Genomic DNA, 16,223 nt, shown 5'->3' on the forward strand with positions numbered 1-16,223 from the left:
GGCCGGCCATCCGATCGGGTGGCCGGCCGCCTCCTGCGTGACGGGCGAGCGCCGGTCACGACTCACGACCCGGGCATCAGCTCCATGAACTGGTAGTCGTGGGTGATCTTCCCGTCCTCGTCGAGCAGCAGGAACTCATGGCCGATGGCGACCGGCTCGTCGCTGCCCTTCGCGGTCATGTGCCAGGTGAACTTCACCCCCTGGTGGTGCGCCGCGACCTCACTGGCGAGGCGGAAGTCGAAGCCCTTGCTGAGGAAGTCGTTGTACGCCGTGGTGACGGCCGCCTCGATGGCCGCGTTCCCGCGGTGCTCGTTGGCGCCGGTGACGTACACACCGTCCTCGGCCCACAGCTCGACCGCCAGATCGTGCCGTGCCCCGGCGTCACGCTCGTTCCACACCGCCGAATAGCGCTCCATGAGCTTGTCGGTGTCAGCCATGCCGCTGCCCTTCCTACGACGAGTCCCGGGCATTTCCGTCCCGGACCTGCATTCCACCCGACATCCTCCCGCCGACCGCATTCCCCGTCGATTACGTGCGAGGTAATGGCGGTGCCGGGAGAACGGTCAGCGACCTATCAGCGCAGAATCAGCCCGCCCAGGCAGCATGACTGGGAGGCCGGTAATGAGCGGTCTGCCCGTCGACTTTGATCCGAGGGAATTCCATGTCGGACACCGACGAAGAAATACTCGACTTTCCGATGCCCCGCACCTGCCCGATGGCTCCGCCGCCGGCCTACACCGACCTGCGGGGTGGGCCGCCCCGCCGGGTGCGGCTGCCCGACGGCACGCTTCCCTGGATTCTGACCCGGCACGCCGACGTGCGCGCGGCCATGGGCGATCCGCGTATGAGCATGGACGAAGCCAACCCGGACATGCCGCACCGGCTGCTGGTACCGAAGATCCCTCGGCTCTTCTCCTTCATCCGGATGGACGACCCCGAGCACGGTCGGCTGCGCCGCATGGTCACCTCGGAGTTCACGGCCCGCAGTGTCAAGGAAATGCGCCCGCACATCCAGCAGATCGTCGACCAGCTGATCGACGACCTGGAGAGGCTGCCCCAACCGGTCGACCTGGTCGCCGAGTTCGCGATCCCGTTGCCCTGCCTGGTGATCGCCCGGATCTTCGGCGTGCCGGACGAGGACATCGCGCTGCTGAAGGAGCAGACGACCACCGGTCTGTCCCAGGACGTCAGCCCTGATGAGGCGATCGCCGCACAGATCGGCATGTCGGAGTACCTCGACCAACTGGCCACCCGCAAGGCGGCCGAGGGCGGTAGCGACGACCTGATCGGCCGGCTCTGCGCCGAGTACATGGCCACCGGCAAACTGACCCACGAAGACCTGGTCGGCATGGTCCGGCTGGTGCTGGTGGCCGGTCACGAGACCAGTGCCAACCAGCTCGGCCTGAGCATTCTGTCCCTGCTCCAGCACCCCGACCAGCTTGCCGAGATAAAGGCCGACCCCTCCCTGATCCGCCCGGCGGTCGAGGAGATGCTGCGCTTCTGGGCGATCTCGCAGGACAACATCGTCCGCGTCGCCGCCGACGACATGGAACTGGGCGGGGTGCACATCGCCAAGGGCGACCCGGTCGTCCTCGCCATCCCGGCCGCCAACCACGACGAGGCCGTCTTCCCCGACGCCGCCCGTTTCGACATCCACCGCGAAGAGGCGCACCAGCACCTCACCTTCGGCCATGGGCCGCACTACTGCCTGGGCGCGACGCTGGCGACCGCGGAGATGGAGATGGCGCTGACCACCCTGTTCGAGCGTCTGCCCGGGCTGCGCCTGACGGTGCCCGGGGACGAGCTCTCCTTCCGAGACACCTCGCTCGTCTACGGCCTGAACAAGCTGCCCGTCACCTGGTAGGCCGGCGGGCCCCCGGCGTACGCCTCCGGGGCGAGCCGCTGCCCGACGAATGCCGCACGGGCCCATGGCCGCACGGCCCCACGGGCCCACCGGCCCACGGCTCCCCACGGCCCCCCACCGGCCCACGGGCCTACGGGCCTACGGGCCTACGGGCCTACGGGCCTACGGGCCTACGGGCCTACGGGCCTACGGGCCTACGGGCCTACGGGCCTACGGGCCCACCGACCTACCGACCCACGGGCCCACGGGCCCACCGGCCCACGGACCCACGGGCCCACGGGCCCACGGGCCCACCGACCTACCGACCCACGGGCCCACGGACCCACCGGCCCACGGACCCACCGACCCACGGACCCACCGACCCATGGACCTACCGACCCATGGACCTACCGACCCATGGACCTACGGAATGAAGGATCGACAACCATGCGTCTGACCCAGGACATCTTCATCGCGAGCACCGGCATCGACCTGCCGGCGGCGAAGCCGATGGCCGAGGCCGTCGCCGAGGGGCTGGTGGACGAGGCGCACAGCGACCTCGGATACGAGTCGATCGGCATCTCCGAGACCGTCGCCCCGCCGGACATGGCCATCGCGGCCGGCCGCCAGGCCGTGGCCAGGTCCGGCATCGCAGCAGACCGGTACGACCTGCTGCTGCACGGCAGCGTCTGGTTCCAGGGCCTCGACATGTGGGCGACGGCGAGCTATGTCGCGGGCAACTGCGCCGGGCGGCACACCTTCGCCGTTGACGTCCAGCAGCGCAGCAACTGCGCCATGGCCGGCCTCCAGTTCGCCGTGTCCCACCTGGCCGCGGGCGGTGGCAAGCACGCTCTGGTCACCACCGCCGACCGCTTCGCGGCGCCGGCCATGGACCGCTGGAACGAGCAGGCCAACCTGATCTACGGCGACGGCGCCGGCGCGCTGGCGGTCTCCACCGAGGGGGGCCTGGCCAAGGTCGTGTCCATCGTGTCCCTGGGCGACAGCTCGCTGGAGCCGGCCGGCCGCGGTGCCGAGGAGTTCCGCACCGCGCCGGGTGCGGAACTGCCCGTCCGGATCATGCGGCGCCTGGAGGCGTTCGCGACCACGCCCGGTGCCGTCGGCGCCTGGGAGCGGTACGAGGCGACGCTCGCCAGGGCCGTGACCATCGCCCTGGAGGAGGCGGGCGTCGGCCTGGAGGACATCTCACGTGCCGTCCTGCCCTTCATCCACCGCGGTGGCGGGCGGGCCGAGAACTACGACGCCCTCGGCTTCTCCGAGAAGCAGTCGCTGTGGGAGGTGGGCCGGGTCACCGGGCACATGGGCGGCGCCGACCAGTTCGTGGGCCTGGACCACCTGCTGCGGAACAGGTCCGTCACCCCGGGCGACCACGTGCTCCTCGTCGGCGTCGGCGTGGGCCACAGCTTCACGATCGCCGTGGTGCAGATCGTCGACACCCCTTCCTGGTGACCGCATACGCGCCAGGCGCGACCGCCCCTTCGAGGAGATCACGACAGTGGTAGACACCACGCCCGGCAGCCCCCGGGCCAGGACGACGCCCCTGCTCAGCTACAGCTCGTACATCGGTGACAAGGACGTCGAGGGCAACGGCTGGGTGTACACGGTCAGTTCACGCTCCCTGCTGGAAGATGTCTTCACCAGTCTCAAGCTGAAGCGGGCGCTGGAGAAGGACCCCGACCCCGCCTCGCCGGCCGCCCAGCACCCCTATGTGGTGGGGCGCTGCGCGGTGGTCGCCGACCCGGATGTGGACAGTGCGACCGACGCTGCCGCCGCGGCCTTTCGCGAGTGGTCGGCCATGCCACTGGCGGACCGGCTGGAACTGGGCCGGCTCTTCCGTGAACGCCTGCTGGAGCACTGGGACCGGCTGCTGGACCTGCTGGCCGCCGAGGCGCACCCCCGCAAGCTCGCCCGCTGGGAACTCACCGGTCTGCTCACGCTGTTCGGGGACACCAACCGCGCGTTCTACGAGCAGCAGATGCACCAGGAATTCGAGCACGGCGGCCGGCGGCTGATCGTGCGCCGGCAGCCCGACGGTGTGGTGTGCGTCAACCCGCCGCAGAACGCCCCTGCGGCGATGGCGGCGCTTGCGGTGCTGGTGCTGATGGCCGGCAACACCGTGGTGGTACGGGCGCCTCGCAGCATCGCCCTGAGCACGATGTACATCCTGCGTGAGCTGGTCGCACCGGTGCTGTCCGAACTTGGCGCGCCCGCAGGGACGCTGAACCTGATCTGCGGCAAACCCCGCCAGATCATCGACCGCTGGCTGGCGCACCCGAAGGTGAACGACATCTTCTACTTCGGGGACAGCGCCCAGGGCATGCGCTTCGAGCAGGAGTGCGTGGCCCACGGCAAGAAGCCGGTGCTCGAACTGGCCGGCAACGACACACTGGTGGTCTGGAAGGACGCCGACCTCGACCGTGCCGCCGAGGCGATCACGGAGGCGTTCTACGGGTCGGGCCAGATCTGCATGGTGCCCAACTGCGTGATGGCGCACCCCGATATCGCGGACGGCCTGCTGGAACGGGTCGCCCGGCTGGCCGCCGACATCGCACCGGGCCTGCCCGAGGACGAGGACGTGCTGCTCTCGCCGGTGCGCCGCAGCGAGCGCTTCTTCGCCCTGCTGCGTGAGGCCACCGACGCCGGAGCACGGATCGTCTGCGGCGGGCGGCGGGTCGAGCTGGACGGCACGCCCTCCGAGGCGGGGGTGTTCCTGGAACCCACCGTGGTCCGGGTGGACGGCCCCGGCGATCCGCGCGACCTGGACGTGGTGCGGCTGGAGACGTTCTTCCCGCTCATCCCGGTGGTGGTGCCGGCTCCGGCCGCCGACGAGATCCTGCTCGACCGGGTGATCGACTTCGTCAACTCCAACCAGTACGGCCTGCGCAACTCCCTGTGGAGCAGCGGCTCCGACGTCATCGAGTACTTCGTCCGCCGTGTGCGCAACGGCGGGCTGCTGAAGATCAACGACTCGCACATCGGCACTGTCCCGTACCTCCCGACGCACGGCGGTACCGGCCTGACCAGCGGCGTGTTCGGCGAAGCGAACTATCCGATGCTCAAGACCTCGCGCCTGCAGGGCGTGAGCGTCGCGCACGACATCTCGCCGCGCGCCGCGGTCTTCGAGTTCTGACATCCCACGGAGGCTTGATTCCCATGCGTTCCCTCGAAACGGCCGTCGCCGCCTGCGAGAAGTACCACCCGGGACTGATCGGCGCGCTCTCCGGTGTTCCCTTCACCGAGCGGGAGCGTCCGGGCAGCAAGGTCATCGACCTGTTCCGGGCCCACGACGGCGCCGCGCTGCTGGTGCCGGCCGAGCTCGGCGGCCGGGAAGCGGACCCGCTGGAGGCCGTACGGGTGATGCGCGCCATCGGCGCCCACTCGCCGTCTCTCGGCGCCGCCGCCACCATGCACCACTTCACGGTGGCCACGCTGCTCGCCCTGGACCCCCAGCTCACCCGTCTCACGGGTCGCCAGGCGGCCCTGATGCGCCGGGTGGCCCCGGAGCGGCTGCTGATGGCCTCCGGCTGGGCCGAGGGCCGCACCGAACAGAACATCCTCAACCCGTCCATGACCGCAACCCCTGTCGACGGCGGCTTCATGGTCAACGGCTCGAAGAAGCCGTGCAGTCTCTCGCAGTCGATGGACCTGCTGACCATCGGAGTGGCGCTGCCCGGCCAGGGCGGTGTCCCCGAGCTGGCCATGGCCCTGCTGCCCGCCGACTCGGCGGGCATCTCGCGGCACCCGTTCTGGGCCGGCGACATCATGGCCGGCGCGGAGAGCGACGAGGTGCGGCTGGAGAACGTCTTCGTCGAGGAGGAGCTCTTCGTACGCGCCACCTCCGACGACCCGGCCCGGTTCGACGATCTGCAGACCGCCGGGTTCATCTGGTTCGAGCTGCTGATCACCGCCGCGTACACCGGTGTCGCGAGCGCGCTGGCCGCGCGGGTCCTGGAGCGCGGGCGCGGCAGCGTCACCGACCGCGCCACGCTCGGCCTGCGCACCGAAGCCGCGATCGCGCTGACCGAGGGCATGGCCCGGACCATCCGGGACGGCGACATCAGCGAGTCCACCGTGGCCGCCACGCTGGTGACCCGCTTCTCGGTGCAGGAGCTGCTCGTCGAGTCCGCCGCGCTGGCCGTCGAACTGCTCGGGGGCATGGAGTTCATCGGGTCGTCCGAGACCGCCTACCTGGCCTCCGCCGTGCGCCCGCTGGCCTTCCACCCGCCGTCCCGTACCAGCACCGCCGAGGCGCTGGTGGACTTCCTGGCCGGCCGCCCCCTGGTCCTCGCGTGACCCCCCGGGCCCCGGCGGCCGATCCCCGGACGGCACCCATGGCATCCACGACAGGGAAGACGTCATGACCGCTCACCACTCGAGCACACCGGCCCCGCACGACAGCCTGGACGAGATCCTCGATCTCTACCGGCGCCATCTGAGCAAGGGCCGGGCGACCGTGGCCGACCTGTTCGGCGGACACATGGAGGTGACCTCCGACGGCCCGTGGGTGCACACCGACGACGGCGAGCGGCTCCTGAACTGCGGCGGCTACGGCGTCCTCATCATGGGCGCCCGGCACCCTCGGGTGCTCCAGGCCGTCCAGCAGCAGCTGGACATCAACCCGGTCGCCACCCGCATCCTGCTGGAACCGTCCATCGCCCGCGCGGCGGAGGCACTGACCGCGGTGGCCCCCGCGGGACTCGACAGGGTGCACTTCTCGCTGTCGGGCGCCGAGGCGGTCGAGACCGGCCTGAAACTGGCCCGCGCGAACGGCCGGCGCCGCCTGGTGTCGATGGCGCAGGGCTACCACGGCAAAACGCTCGGAGCCCTGTCGGCCACCGCGAAGGACGTCTACCAGCGTCCCTTCCGGCCTCTGCTGCCGGATGTCTCGCACATCCCGTTCGGAGACCTTCAGGCGCTGGAGAAGGAGCTGTCCGCGCACCCCGGCGAGGTCTGCGTCATCGTCGAACCCGTACAGGGCGAGGGCGGCGTCATCCTGCCGCCGCCCGGCTACCTGCCCGGTGTCGAAAGCCTTGTGCGCCAGTACGAGGGTTTCCTCGTCCTGGACGAGATCCAGTCCGGCCTGGGGCGGCTCGGCGCCTGGTGGGGAGCCGATCTGTACGGCGTCACACCGCACGTCCTGCTCACCGGCAAGGCGCTGGGCGGGGGAGTGGTGCCGGTCTCGGCGGTCCTCGCCGACGCCCGCACCTTCAAGCCCTTCGACAAGGACCCGTTCATCCACACCGGAACGTTCTCCGGCGCCCCGCTGCTGATGGCCGGGGTGCAGGGCGCGATCGCCGCCATCCAGGAGGACGGACTCGTACAGCGGGCCAAGGTCCTCGGCGAGCGGCTGCTGCCGGACATCGAGCGCATCGTCCGGGAGAACTGCCAGGACCTCGTGGTGGACGTACGGGGCCAGGGCCTGCTCATCGGGATGGAGTTCGCCGACGCGGGGCTGGCCGGCGAACTGCTCCTCGAACTGTTCAACCACGGCGTCGTCGCCAATCACTCCATGACGGGCAGCTCGGTGGTGCGCTTCACGCCGCCCGCGCTGCTGGGCGACGCCGAAGTCGACTACCTGCTCGACTCCCTCGACCGCGCGACCCGCGATCTCGTCGATCGCCGCGCCCGTATGCCGGAAGGCGGCTGACCCCCATGCGACGGGTTGAACTGAGTGCCGAGATCGACGGGGTGGATCCCCGGAAGGTCTTCACGGAACTCGTACGGTTCGAGAAGTACCCCGACCTCACCAGGCATGTGAAGTCCGCCGAGGTCCACCAGACCCTGCCCCACGACACGGGCCGTTCCAGCTGGGAGCTGAACTTCCGCAGCGGACTGCTGTGCTGGACCGAGCGGGAGACGTTCCTGACGTCCGAGGGGCGGATCGAGTTCGAGCAGGTCGAGGGCGACTTCGACACCATGTCCGGGGCCTGGCGCCTCGCGCCCCGCAGCGGCGGCGGCTGCGACGTGCACTTCCGGGCCGACTTCGACTTCGGCATCGCGAGCATGGAAAGCATCCTCGACCCGATCGCCGAGCGGGTGATCAAGGAGACCATCGCGCGGGCCGTCGTCGGCCTGTTCGACGGCGCGCGGGTCATCGGCGACGACGATCTCACGGTTTCCGACCTCGGCGTCGGCTCCGGGACCCGGTGAAGGAGGCAACGATGGATCACGCCAACCCGTTCGAGACGCCGACGACCTACCGACTGCACCGCGCGGAGTACCTGGTCGGCTTCCTGGTGTCGACCGGTCTGCTCATCGCCCACGCGGGCGATGTGAACTGGGTCCTCGCCGCCGTCCTGTTCCTCTACATCGACATCATCGGCTACATCCCCGGTGCGATCGCCTACCGGCGCAGTCCCGACCACCGTATCCACCGCGGCTACTACATCGCCTACAACACCATGCACAGCCTGATCACCCAGAGCGCCGTGGTCGGGCTGTGGATCTGGCTGGTCAAGCCCGAGTGGGCGCTGCTGGCGATCCCCTTCCATCTGTTCGGCGACCGCGGGATCTTCGGCAACTTCCTCAAACCGTTCGGGCTGCCCTTCGAACCGGAGCCCAACCCGGCATTCCAGCAGCTGATCCAGAACCTCAGGCCCGTCACCTCGGACAGCATCCGCGCCGCGTCACCCTCCCCGGAGCAACGCGTGCCTCGTGATCCGAGCCACGCGTGAACAGCAGCGCACAGGCGATCACCACCGCCGAGCCGCTGCCGGCACCAGCAGCGGACGACGGCGCAGCGGCACCCCGCCGCGCCGCCGTCCGCCGACTGGCCACCGGAGTCTGCGTACTGACCGCCGCGCACCAAGGCGCCGTCCACGGCACCACGGTCAGCGCCGTCAGCGCGGTCTCCCGCGATCCGCTCCTGATCGGTGTCTGCCTCAGGACCGGCTCCACCTTCACCCGACTGGCCACGACCGCGGGCCGGTTCACCGCCAACCTGCTGACCAACCGACAGGCCCTGGTGGCCGACTGGTTCGCCAACCCGCAACGCCCCGCCAACTACGCCCAGTTCGCGCTCCTCGACTGGCGGCCCGACCCGGCCACCGGCGCTCCCGCCCTGCGCAACACCCTCGCCACGCTGTCCTGCCGGATCACCGCGAGCCACCCGGCGGGCGATCACGACCTGCTGATCGCCGAGGTGGTGGACGGCACGACCGGCCCCGGCAGCCCGCTGCTGAACTTCGACGGCCGGCTGTTCGCCGCGGAGATCCGCGAACTGTGCGAGCGCCGCAGCAACCGGCACGACCCGGCTCGTACGAGCGCCACTGCCCTGGAGTGACAGCTCCGCACCCGGCCCCGACCCACAGCCGTCGTACAGCGAAAGGAAAGAAGCCGTCATGACCACCGAGATCCCCGCTGACATCCCCCAGGAGACCGGCTGGGACACCGCTCCGGGACTGCTCGACGGGGCCAAGGAGCTCATCCTCACCCCGGAACGCTGCAACCTCGCCTACTGGCTGCGCGGAGTGGCCCAGGGCACGCTGGCCGGCCGGGCGGAGACCGGCCACAGCCCCCAGGCGGCCACCCCGGAGCACATGCGCGAACCCGGGCCGCTGCGCGAGGCGCTGATCCACGAGCTGGGCCTGCGCTCGGTCTCCGAGGAGCGCGCCACCCGCATCCTGGGCCACTACGTGGCGAACGCGCCCGGCATCCCGCAGATGGAGTTCTTCGCGACACAACTCCTCGACGAAACCCGGCATGCCATGGTCTTCCGCCGTCACCTGGTCGAACTCGGCATACCCGAGGCGGAGTTGCTGACGTACATCGCGGACCTGGCCGCCGACTACCGCACCCGTGTGCTCAACCCGCTGGAGGAGTGGGCGCTGCCGATCGTCAGCAACCCCAAGGACTTCATCGGCGCGGTGGCGATCTTCACCATCGTCGTCGAAGGCGTGCTCGCGCCCGCCGCCGAACTCAGCGAGCGCAAGTGGGACCTGCTGGACCCGGCGGCCGGTGAGATCGCACACGGCGCGGCCATCGACGAGATCAGGCACCTCACCGTCGGCAGCACCATCATCCGCGACGCGCTCATCGAGGACCCCGGCTACCGGCCCCGGCTGGAGCAGATCCTCGAACAGGGCATGCAGCTGTGGAACGAGGTGCCCGACAAGGAGATCGTGATGCCCCGCGAGTACCTCTTCCAGGAGGGCATGCAGGCGCACACGGACCTGCTGGAGGAGTACGAGGTCTGGCCCGGCCGCCGGCTGCTCGACACGAAGCCGGAGGAGCGCTACGCCATGGCCGAGCAGTGGACCGACGAGATGGCCGAGGTCCGCATGAAGTACATGGGCCTCGGCAGCGCGCAGCAGGAGCGGTGATGGCCCGCGACACCGCAGCGGCCCGTCCGGCGGCGGTGATCACCGGTATCGGCGCCTGCCTCCCGCCCCGGGTCGTCACCAACGACCAGGTCGCAGAGGGCCTCGACACCTCCGATGCCTGGATCAGGGGGCGGATCGGGATACGCGAGCGCCGACACGTCGACCCGCCGACCTCCACCGGCGACCTGGCCGTGCAGGCCGGGCGGCTGGCCCTCAAGGCCGACGGCGACGAACGGGTGGACGCGGTCGTGCTGACCTCGACCACACCCGACTGGAATTTCTGTCCCGCCACGGGGCCCTCCGTCGCCTCCCGGCTCGGCCTGGGCGGCGCCGGTGCCTTCGACGTCACCGCCGCATGCTCCGGATTCCTCTACAGCCTGTCGCTGGCCTCCGGGCTGATCGCGACCGGCACCGCGCGACGCGTCCTGGTGATCGGCGCCGAGACACTGAGCACGATCCGTGACCCGATGGACCGCAACACCGCGGCCATCCTGGGCGACGGGGCCGGCGCCGTGGTGCTGCGGGCCGGCGAGCCGGGGGAACCGGGCGCGGTCGGCCGGTGCGTCCTGGGCAGCGACGGTGAACTGGCGGAACTGCTCCAGGTGCCGGCCGGCGGAGCCCGGCAGCGCTCGGCGGGGACCGTACCCGACCGTGCGGACCACTATCTGCAGATGCGTGGCAAGGAGACCTACCGGCACGCGGTGCAGCACATGAGGCAGGCGTCCCTCGACGCGCTGGAACTGGCCGGGTGGGACGTCGCCGACGTCGACCGGCTCGCCGCGCACCAGGCCAACGCCCGTATCTGCGACTCGGTCGCGGACAAGCTCGGCATCGAGCCGGAACGCAGGCTCGCCAACATCGACCGGGTCGGCAACACCGGCGCCGCATCGATCCCGTTGCTGCTCGCGGAGTCGGCGGTGTCCGGGGCCCTGCTTCCCGGCCAGCGGGCTCTGCTCGTGGCCTTCGGCTCCGGACTCACCTGGGCCTCGACCACCCTCGTATGGCCCGACGTGACCGCGCTGACCGAGACCGCGCCACACGGCGAATAGCACCCCAAAGGACCGAACCGAACAAGGAGAACCGGTGTACGAGCAATTCAAGGAAATACTGATCGTTTCGTTCCAGGTGCCCGCCGACAGGATCACCCCGGACGCAAGCCTGGAAGACCTGGAGTTCGACTCCCTGGAACTCGTCGAACTGTCGCTGGCACTGCAGGAGAAGTTCGGTGCCGAGGTGTCCGAGGAGGAACTCATCGAGCTGCGGGAGGTCGGCGCGATCGTCGAGGCCGTCACCGCACGCGTGACCAAGGCGGCATGATGGCGGACCGCGACACAGCGGTGACCGGGCTCGGCATGGTCACACCGGCCGGTATCGGCGTGGCAACGTCATGGGACCGGGTGTGCTCGGGCCTGCCCACCGCCGCGCTGGACCCGGTGCTCGCCGACAACCTGGTCCGGATCTCGTGCCGGGTACCGGACTTCGACCCGGCGGCCCTGCTCGGCGGCCGGGTGGCGCGCCGCCTCGACCCGTTCGTGCAGTTCGCGATCGTCGCCGTGCGCGAGGCGCTGGCCGACGCCGGCCTGGACCCCGCCGTCTGGGACCGCTCCCGGGTCGGAGTGGTGCTGGGCTGCGGCGGATACGGCGCCGCCACCCTCGAAGCACAGCAGCGGGTCCTGCTGGAGCGCTCCGCCCAGAAGGTGTCGCCGCAGCTGCTGCCGATGCATCTGTCGAACCTCGCGGCCGGACAGGTGTCGATCGAACTGGGCACCACCGGCCCCAGCCTCGTGGTGGCCACCGCCTGCGCCTCGGGTTCCACCGCCATCGGTGTGGCCCGGGACCTGCTGAACCTCAACCGCTGCGACATTGTCGTCGCGGGCGGCACCGAGGCCATGGTCACCCCGTTGGTGATCGCCGCGTTCGCGCAGATGGGCGCGTTGTCCGCGCGTCACGACGACCCGGCCGGAGCCTCCCGGCCGTTCGACTCCGCCCGGGACGGATTCGTCGCGGGCGAGGGCGCGGCCATGCTCGTCATGGAGCGGGCGGCCGACGCACGAGCCCGCGGGGCGCGGGTACGGGCGCGCGTGGTCGGCTTCGGGATGTCGGCCGACGCCCACCACGTCACCGCGCCGGCCCCCGACGGACGGGGGTTGGAGCAGTCGCTGCGCGAGGCGCTGTCCGACGCCGGTGCGGGCCCGAGCGACGTCGGGCACGTCAACGCCCATGGCACCTCCACCCGTCTCAACGACCTGGTCGAGTCGGAGGTCATCGAGCGGGTGCTGGGCCCGGACACGCTGGTCACCTCGACCAAGGGCGTCACCGGCCACATGCTCGGCGCGGCGGGGGCCGTCGAGGCCGCCCTGACCGTACTGGCGCTCGAACACGGCACGGTGCCGCCCACCGCGAACCTCGTCGACCTGGACGAGCAGATCAAACTCGACGTCCCCACCACGGCGCGTCCGCTCGCTCCCGCCCTCGCCGTGAGCCAGTCGGCCGCGTTCGGCGGCCAGAACGCCGCGCTCGTGCTGGCACCCGCCTGACTCCCCAGTCCATTCCCTCATCCAAGCGGGGCTCACCATGTCCGAAACGCCTGCACCCCCGTCCCCGAACCGCTCGATCTCTCAGGAACAGCGCCTGCGCCCCACCCTCAGTACCCGGAAGATCGTCATCATGGTCGTGGCCGCGGCGGCACCGCTGGCGGCCCTGGTCGGCACCGTTCCGCTGGCGTTCGCCATCGGCGACGGGCCCGGCGTGCCCGCGATGTTCCTGTTCGCGGGCGTCACCCTGCTGTGCTTCTCGGTGGGTTACGCCGCGATGAGCCGCAGGATCGTCAACGCGGGCGGCTTCTACACCTATGTCTCCAGCGGTCTGGGCCGCCCGCCGGCCGTCGGCGCCGGTCTGGTGGCGGTGCTCTCGTACAACACCGCCACCGTCGGCATGGTCGGCACCTTCGCCTACTTCACCGAACTCGTGGGCGACCAGGCGGGCCTGCATCTGCGCTGGGAGTGGTGGGCGGCACTGAGCATCGCGGCGATGGCCGTACTCGGCTACCGCCAGATCGACTTCAGCGCCCGGGTTCTGCAGATCCTGCTGGTCGGTGAGATCGGCATCCTGCTGCTGCTGGACATCGCCGTGATCGTCCGGCACGGCGGCGGCGCGATGCCGGCGACGTCGTTCGCGCCGCACACCGTCTTCGGGGCCGGTGCCGGGGTCACGGTGATGTTCGCGTTCGCCTCGTTCATCGGGTTCGAGTCCGCCGCGCTGTACGGGGAGGAGTCGCGCAACCCCAAGCGCAGCGTCCCGTTGGCGACGTACATCTCCGTCATCACCATCACCGTCTTCTACGCCTTCACCAGCTGGATCGCCGTCGGCGCGATAGGCCCGTCCCACTTGCGGAAGGTGGCGGGCAAGCAGTTGGGCGACATGTTCTTCCGGCTGAGCGACGACTACCTCGACAAGTCCGTGACGTCGGTCATGGCGATCCTGCTGTGCACCAGTCTGTTCGCGGGCGTGCTGGCACTGCACAACGCGGCCAACCGCTACATGTACGTCCTCGGCCGCGAACGGGTCCTGCCAGGAGGCCTGGACGCGATCCACCCGAAGTACAACGCACCGCACCGGGCCAGCCTGGTGCAGACCACGCTGACAGTCGTGCTGGTGGCGGTGTTCGCCATCGCCGGACTCGACCCGTACGTCAACCTGGCGACCAGCATGCTGGGCATCGGCACGCTGGGCATCGTCGTCCTCCAGGCGGCGGCCGCACTGTCGGTCGTCGGTTTCTTCCGGAACCGGCCGGACCGGCACTGGTGGCGCACCGGGCTGGCCCCGCTCCTCGGCTTCGTCGGGCTCACCGTCTCCGTGGTGCTGCTGGTGGAGAACTTCTCCGTGCTGACCGGCACCGACAACCCCGTGGTGCACGCGCTGCCATGGCTGCTGGTCGCGGCGACCGTGGGCGGCGTGCTCTACGGCCTGTGGATCCGCTCCGCGCGCCCCGAGCGGTACGCGGGCCTGGCCAGGACCGAGGTCCGGGACACCGAACCGCACGTGGAGACCACCACCGTTCTGCGGCCCGCTCCGGCAGTGGTTCCGCCACCGTCGCCGGCGGCCGAAGGACCCTCGGCGCGCACCGGGAACCAGTGACGGCGGCGAGCAGTGCCCGGCCGCTGACGGCGATGCCCCCCGATCCGGTATCGGGGGGCATCGCCGTCTGCGGCGGGTGTTGGTGGGTTGGGGGGGTGTTGCCGTCTGTGGCGGGTGTTGGTGGGTTGGAGGGGGTGTTGCCGTCTGTGGCGGGTGTCGCGGGGCTCAGAGGGTGCCGTCGCGGTCCGTGGCGGGTTTCGCGTGGCTCAGAGGAGAGCGTGCCGTCGCCGTGCGCGGCCGTGTCGCGTGGCTCAGAGGCGCCGCCCGCGCCGCTGCACACGCACGGCACCGGCACCCGTGGCCAGCGCCGCTTCCAGCGCGTGCCTCAGCTCCGCCGCCGTGGCGTGCTCCAGATCGGCGAACACGGCCGCCGTCCCCTCATCGCCGCCCTGCGCGAGGAACTTGGCGCGCATCAGCTCCGGATGGCTCCTGCTGGTCTCCTCACCCGCGCCGCCGATCGGGATGCCGCGCTCCCGGACCGCGGTCCTGCCGTCGGCGAGGCGGACGGTGACCCTGGCCGGCGTCAGCTTGGTCGAACCCTCCAACGACCGTGCCGGATCGACCGGTTCGGCGCAGACGGGACTGGAGCCGGCCGGTCCGGCCGCCGTGACTCCGGTGAACCGGGCGGTCCATTCCTTGCCCCGGTCGCCCGCCTGCCTCAACGCCTCTCCGAACGGTGCCACGGACGAGAACAGGTCGCGGGTCATCCGTTCGTCGTGCACCAGCTCCACCCGTTCCGCGAGCTCCCAGCGCGCGGCCTCCCGTACGGCGGGCGCCATGAAGTCCGCCGTGGTCAGGTCGCCGTGCAGCAGCGCGGTGGCGACCGCGTAGGCCATGGACAGCGGCAGCGCGCCCGCCGGTGTGTCCGGGCCGGCCAGGTACGGGCGGCTGGTGCGGTCCACCTGCACCGTGTACAGCGACGCCTCCACGACGACCTCGGTGACTTCCGCGTGACCGGCGCCGAGGCCGAGTTCGCGGTGCAGCTCCAGAGCGCAGTCGACGGCCGCGTCGATGCCCGGACCGCCCGGCCGGACCTTGAAGGACAGGGTGTCGGTGTGCCAGCGGCTGCCCAGACCGGCGGTCGTCACCTCGGGCAGCGGCACGGTGGCGAACCTGGCGAGGAAGCCGTCCTCGTGCTCGATGATGTCCCGCGGCCCGCCGAAGCCGGCCTCGGCCGCGTCACAGGCGTCCATCGCCATACCGACCGGGACGAGCGCCCCGAGCGCGCGGGCGTCGCTGCCGACGTACGCGGGAAACAGCGTCCATGGCGGCATGGACAGCGCCAGCCCGAGCGCGTCCGCCCAGCGTTCCGCGGGCGCGTCCTGGGCCCGCAGCCGCCCGGCTACGCCTCCGACCAGGCTGGTGTGGGCCGCGGTCTGTCCGCGGAACGGCCCGAGGGTGGCCGCGGCGGTCACCCGCGCGGCGCATTCGTTGGCCGTGATGACCGATGTGAGCAGCGCCCGGCCGTCCAGGCCCAGGGCCAGGACGTACGCGAGCGGGACGGCGACCGTGGAGTTGGCCAGATGGCCCGCGTAGGCGGTGTCGTCGAGGTTCAGCCACGATCCCAGCCCGGCCAGCACCCGGGCGCTGCCACCCGCGTCGGCCTGCACGGGCGGCCCGAAGGCGCGCACCAGACGGCGGCCCAGGGGATGCGCCAAACCGGCCCGGATGGCCGCGAGTTGGGACAGGATCTGGCTCTTCGCGAGCCCGACCACCCGCTCGGGCACGGCGTCGAGCCGGGTCCCGCTCGCCCACGCAGACAGCTCTTCGATCAGGGTCACCACTGTTCGGCCCCTGCCCGTCCCGGCTCGACGTGGGAGGGTTCGGCGCGGCGGGCAGGCCCTGTGCCGCGGGCGGGCCCGCCCGCGGCCTGCTCGGTGCCGAGGGCCGGCCCGGCGCCCGCC

At 71.0% G+C, this 16,223-nt stretch carries 15 protein-coding genes; 13 read left to right on the forward strand and 2 right to left on the reverse strand.

What is annotated here, in order from left to right; all coding sequences use genetic code 11:
• Window positions 1–62: 62 nt before the first annotated feature.
• On the reverse strand, window positions 63–437 hold the full coding sequence (locus ABT186_RS45010; protein WP_351235453.1) for a nuclear transport factor 2 family protein: 375 nt from the start codon (window positions 435–437) through the stop codon (window positions 63–65).
• Window positions 438–661: 224 nt separating this feature from the next.
• On the opposite strand from ABT186_RS45010, the gene ABT186_RS45015 reads away from it, so the two are divergent.
• The 13 genes from ABT186_RS45015 to ABT186_RS45075 all read left to right on the forward strand — a co-directional run bounded on the left by ABT186_RS45015 (window position 662) and on the right by ABT186_RS45075 (window position 14,319).
• Window positions 662–1,864 (forward strand): cytochrome P450, encoded by a 1,203-nt coding sequence (locus tag ABT186_RS45015; protein ID WP_351930184.1) that lies wholly within the window; start codon window positions 662–664, stop codon window positions 1,862–1,864.
• Window positions 1,865–2,290: 426 nt separating this feature from the next.
• The gene (locus ABT186_RS45020; RefSeq protein ID WP_351235450.1) at window positions 2,291–3,310 is read left to right on the forward strand and encodes a ketoacyl-ACP synthase III family protein; all 1,020 of its coding nucleotides are present in this window, start codon (window positions 2,291–2,293) and stop codon (window positions 3,308–3,310) included.
• 46 nt (window positions 3,311–3,356) lie between these two features.
• Window positions 3,357–4,991, forward strand: a complete 1,635-nt coding sequence (locus ABT186_RS45025; RefSeq protein WP_351930186.1) for an aldehyde dehydrogenase family protein — start codon at window positions 3,357–3,359, stop codon at window positions 4,989–4,991.
• 23 nt (window positions 4,992–5,014) lie between these two features.
• The gene (locus ABT186_RS45030; RefSeq protein WP_351930188.1) at window positions 5,015–6,154 is read left to right on the forward strand and encodes an acyl-CoA dehydrogenase family protein; all 1,140 of its coding nucleotides are present in this window, start codon (window positions 5,015–5,017) and stop codon (window positions 6,152–6,154) included.
• Between the two features lie 64 nt (window positions 6,155–6,218).
• Window positions 6,219–7,508 (forward strand): aspartate aminotransferase family protein, encoded by a 1,290-nt coding sequence (locus tag ABT186_RS45035; protein ID WP_351235446.1) that lies wholly within the window; start codon window positions 6,219–6,221, stop codon window positions 7,506–7,508.
• A 5-nt stretch (window positions 7,509–7,513) separates the two neighbouring features.
• Window positions 7,514–8,011 (forward strand): type II toxin-antitoxin system RatA family toxin, encoded by a 498-nt coding sequence (locus ABT186_RS45040; protein WP_351235444.1) that lies wholly within the window; start codon window positions 7,514–7,516, stop codon window positions 8,009–8,011.
• 11 nt (window positions 8,012–8,022) lie between these two features.
• Window positions 8,023–8,535 carry a hypothetical protein gene (locus ABT186_RS45045; RefSeq protein WP_351930190.1) on the forward strand — a complete coding sequence of 171 codons (513 nt, stop codon included), beginning with the start codon at window positions 8,023–8,025 and terminating at the stop codon, window positions 8,533–8,535.
• Window positions 8,532–9,143 (forward strand): flavin reductase family protein, encoded by a 612-nt coding sequence (locus tag ABT186_RS45050; RefSeq protein ID WP_351235440.1) that lies wholly within the window; start codon window positions 8,532–8,534, stop codon window positions 9,141–9,143. Before ABT186_RS45045 ends, ABT186_RS45050 begins: the two co-directional genes overlap by 4 nt.
• A gap of 58 nt (window positions 9,144–9,201) precedes the next feature.
• A complete protein-coding gene (locus ABT186_RS45055; protein WP_351930192.1) occupies window positions 9,202–10,182 on the forward strand; it encodes a ferritin family protein in 981 nt (326 codons plus the stop codon).
• Entirely contained in the window at window positions 10,182–11,231 is a 1,050-nt protein-coding gene (locus tag ABT186_RS45060; protein ID WP_351235436.1) for a beta-ketoacyl-ACP synthase 3, read from the forward strand. Before ABT186_RS45055 ends, ABT186_RS45060 begins: the two co-directional genes overlap by 1 nt.
• A 34-nt stretch (window positions 11,232–11,265) precedes the next feature.
• Window positions 11,266–11,499 carry an acyl carrier protein gene (locus ABT186_RS45065; protein ID WP_351235434.1) on the forward strand — a complete coding sequence of 78 codons (234 nt, stop codon included), beginning with the start codon at window positions 11,266–11,268 and terminating at the stop codon, window positions 11,497–11,499.
• A complete protein-coding gene (locus ABT186_RS45070) occupies window positions 11,499–12,719 on the forward strand; it encodes a beta-ketoacyl-[acyl-carrier-protein] synthase family protein (protein ID WP_351235455.1) in 1,221 nt (406 codons plus the stop codon). The genes ABT186_RS45065 and ABT186_RS45070 overlap by 1 nt, the downstream gene beginning before the upstream one ends.
• A gap of 37 nt (window positions 12,720–12,756) precedes the next feature.
• Complete coding sequence (locus tag ABT186_RS45075; RefSeq protein WP_351235432.1) at window positions 12,757–14,319, forward strand: APC family permease; 1,563 nt, start codon at window positions 12,757–12,759, stop codon at window positions 14,317–14,319.
• 251 nt (window positions 14,320–14,570) lie between these two features.
• On the opposite strand, the gene ABT186_RS45080 is transcribed toward ABT186_RS45075, so the two are convergent.
• On the reverse strand, window positions 14,571–16,100 hold the full coding sequence (locus ABT186_RS45080; protein WP_351930194.1) for an MmgE/PrpD family protein: 1,530 nt from the start codon (window positions 16,098–16,100) through the stop codon (window positions 14,571–14,573).
• Window positions 16,101–16,223: the final 123 nt, after the last annotated feature.

Source organism: Streptomyces sp. NPDC001634 (assembly GCF_040298185.1).
In the GTDB taxonomy this organism is placed as follows: Bacteria; Actinomycetota; Actinomycetes; order Streptomycetales; family Streptomycetaceae; genus Streptomyces.

Excerpts from the sequence above, each read along its gene's own strand:
- ABT186_RS45010 (WP_351235453.1), bottom strand. The coding sequence starts at position 437 with ATGGCTGACACCGACAAGCTCATGGAGCGCTATTCGGCGGTGTGGAAC.
- ABT186_RS45015 (WP_351930184.1), top strand. The coding sequence starts at position 662 with ATGTCGGACACCGACGAAGAAATACTCGACTTTCCGATGCCCCGCACC.
- ABT186_RS45020 (WP_351235450.1), top strand. The coding sequence starts at position 2,291 with ATGCGTCTGACCCAGGACATCTTCATCGCGAGCACCGGCATCGACCTG.
- ABT186_RS45030 (WP_351930188.1), top strand. The coding sequence starts at position 5,015 with ATGCGTTCCCTCGAAACGGCCGTCGCCGCCTGCGAGAAGTACCACCCG.
- ABT186_RS45035 (WP_351235446.1), top strand. The coding sequence starts at position 6,219 with ATGACCGCTCACCACTCGAGCACACCGGCCCCGCACGACAGCCTGGAC.
- ABT186_RS45040 (WP_351235444.1), top strand. The coding sequence starts at position 7,514 with ATGCGACGGGTTGAACTGAGTGCCGAGATCGACGGGGTGGATCCCCGG.
- ABT186_RS45045 (WP_351930190.1), top strand. The coding sequence starts at position 8,023 with ATGGATCACGCCAACCCGTTCGAGACGCCGACGACCTACCGACTGCAC.
- ABT186_RS45055 (WP_351930192.1), top strand. The coding sequence starts at position 9,202 with ATGACCACCGAGATCCCCGCTGACATCCCCCAGGAGACCGGCTGGGAC.
- ABT186_RS45060 (WP_351235436.1), top strand. The coding sequence starts at position 10,182 with ATGGCCCGCGACACCGCAGCGGCCCGTCCGGCGGCGGTGATCACCGGT.
- ABT186_RS45070 (WP_351235455.1), top strand. The coding sequence starts at position 11,499 with ATGGCGGACCGCGACACAGCGGTGACCGGGCTCGGCATGGTCACACCG.
- ABT186_RS45075 (WP_351235432.1), top strand. The coding sequence starts at position 12,757 with ATGTCCGAAACGCCTGCACCCCCGTCCCCGAACCGCTCGATCTCTCAG.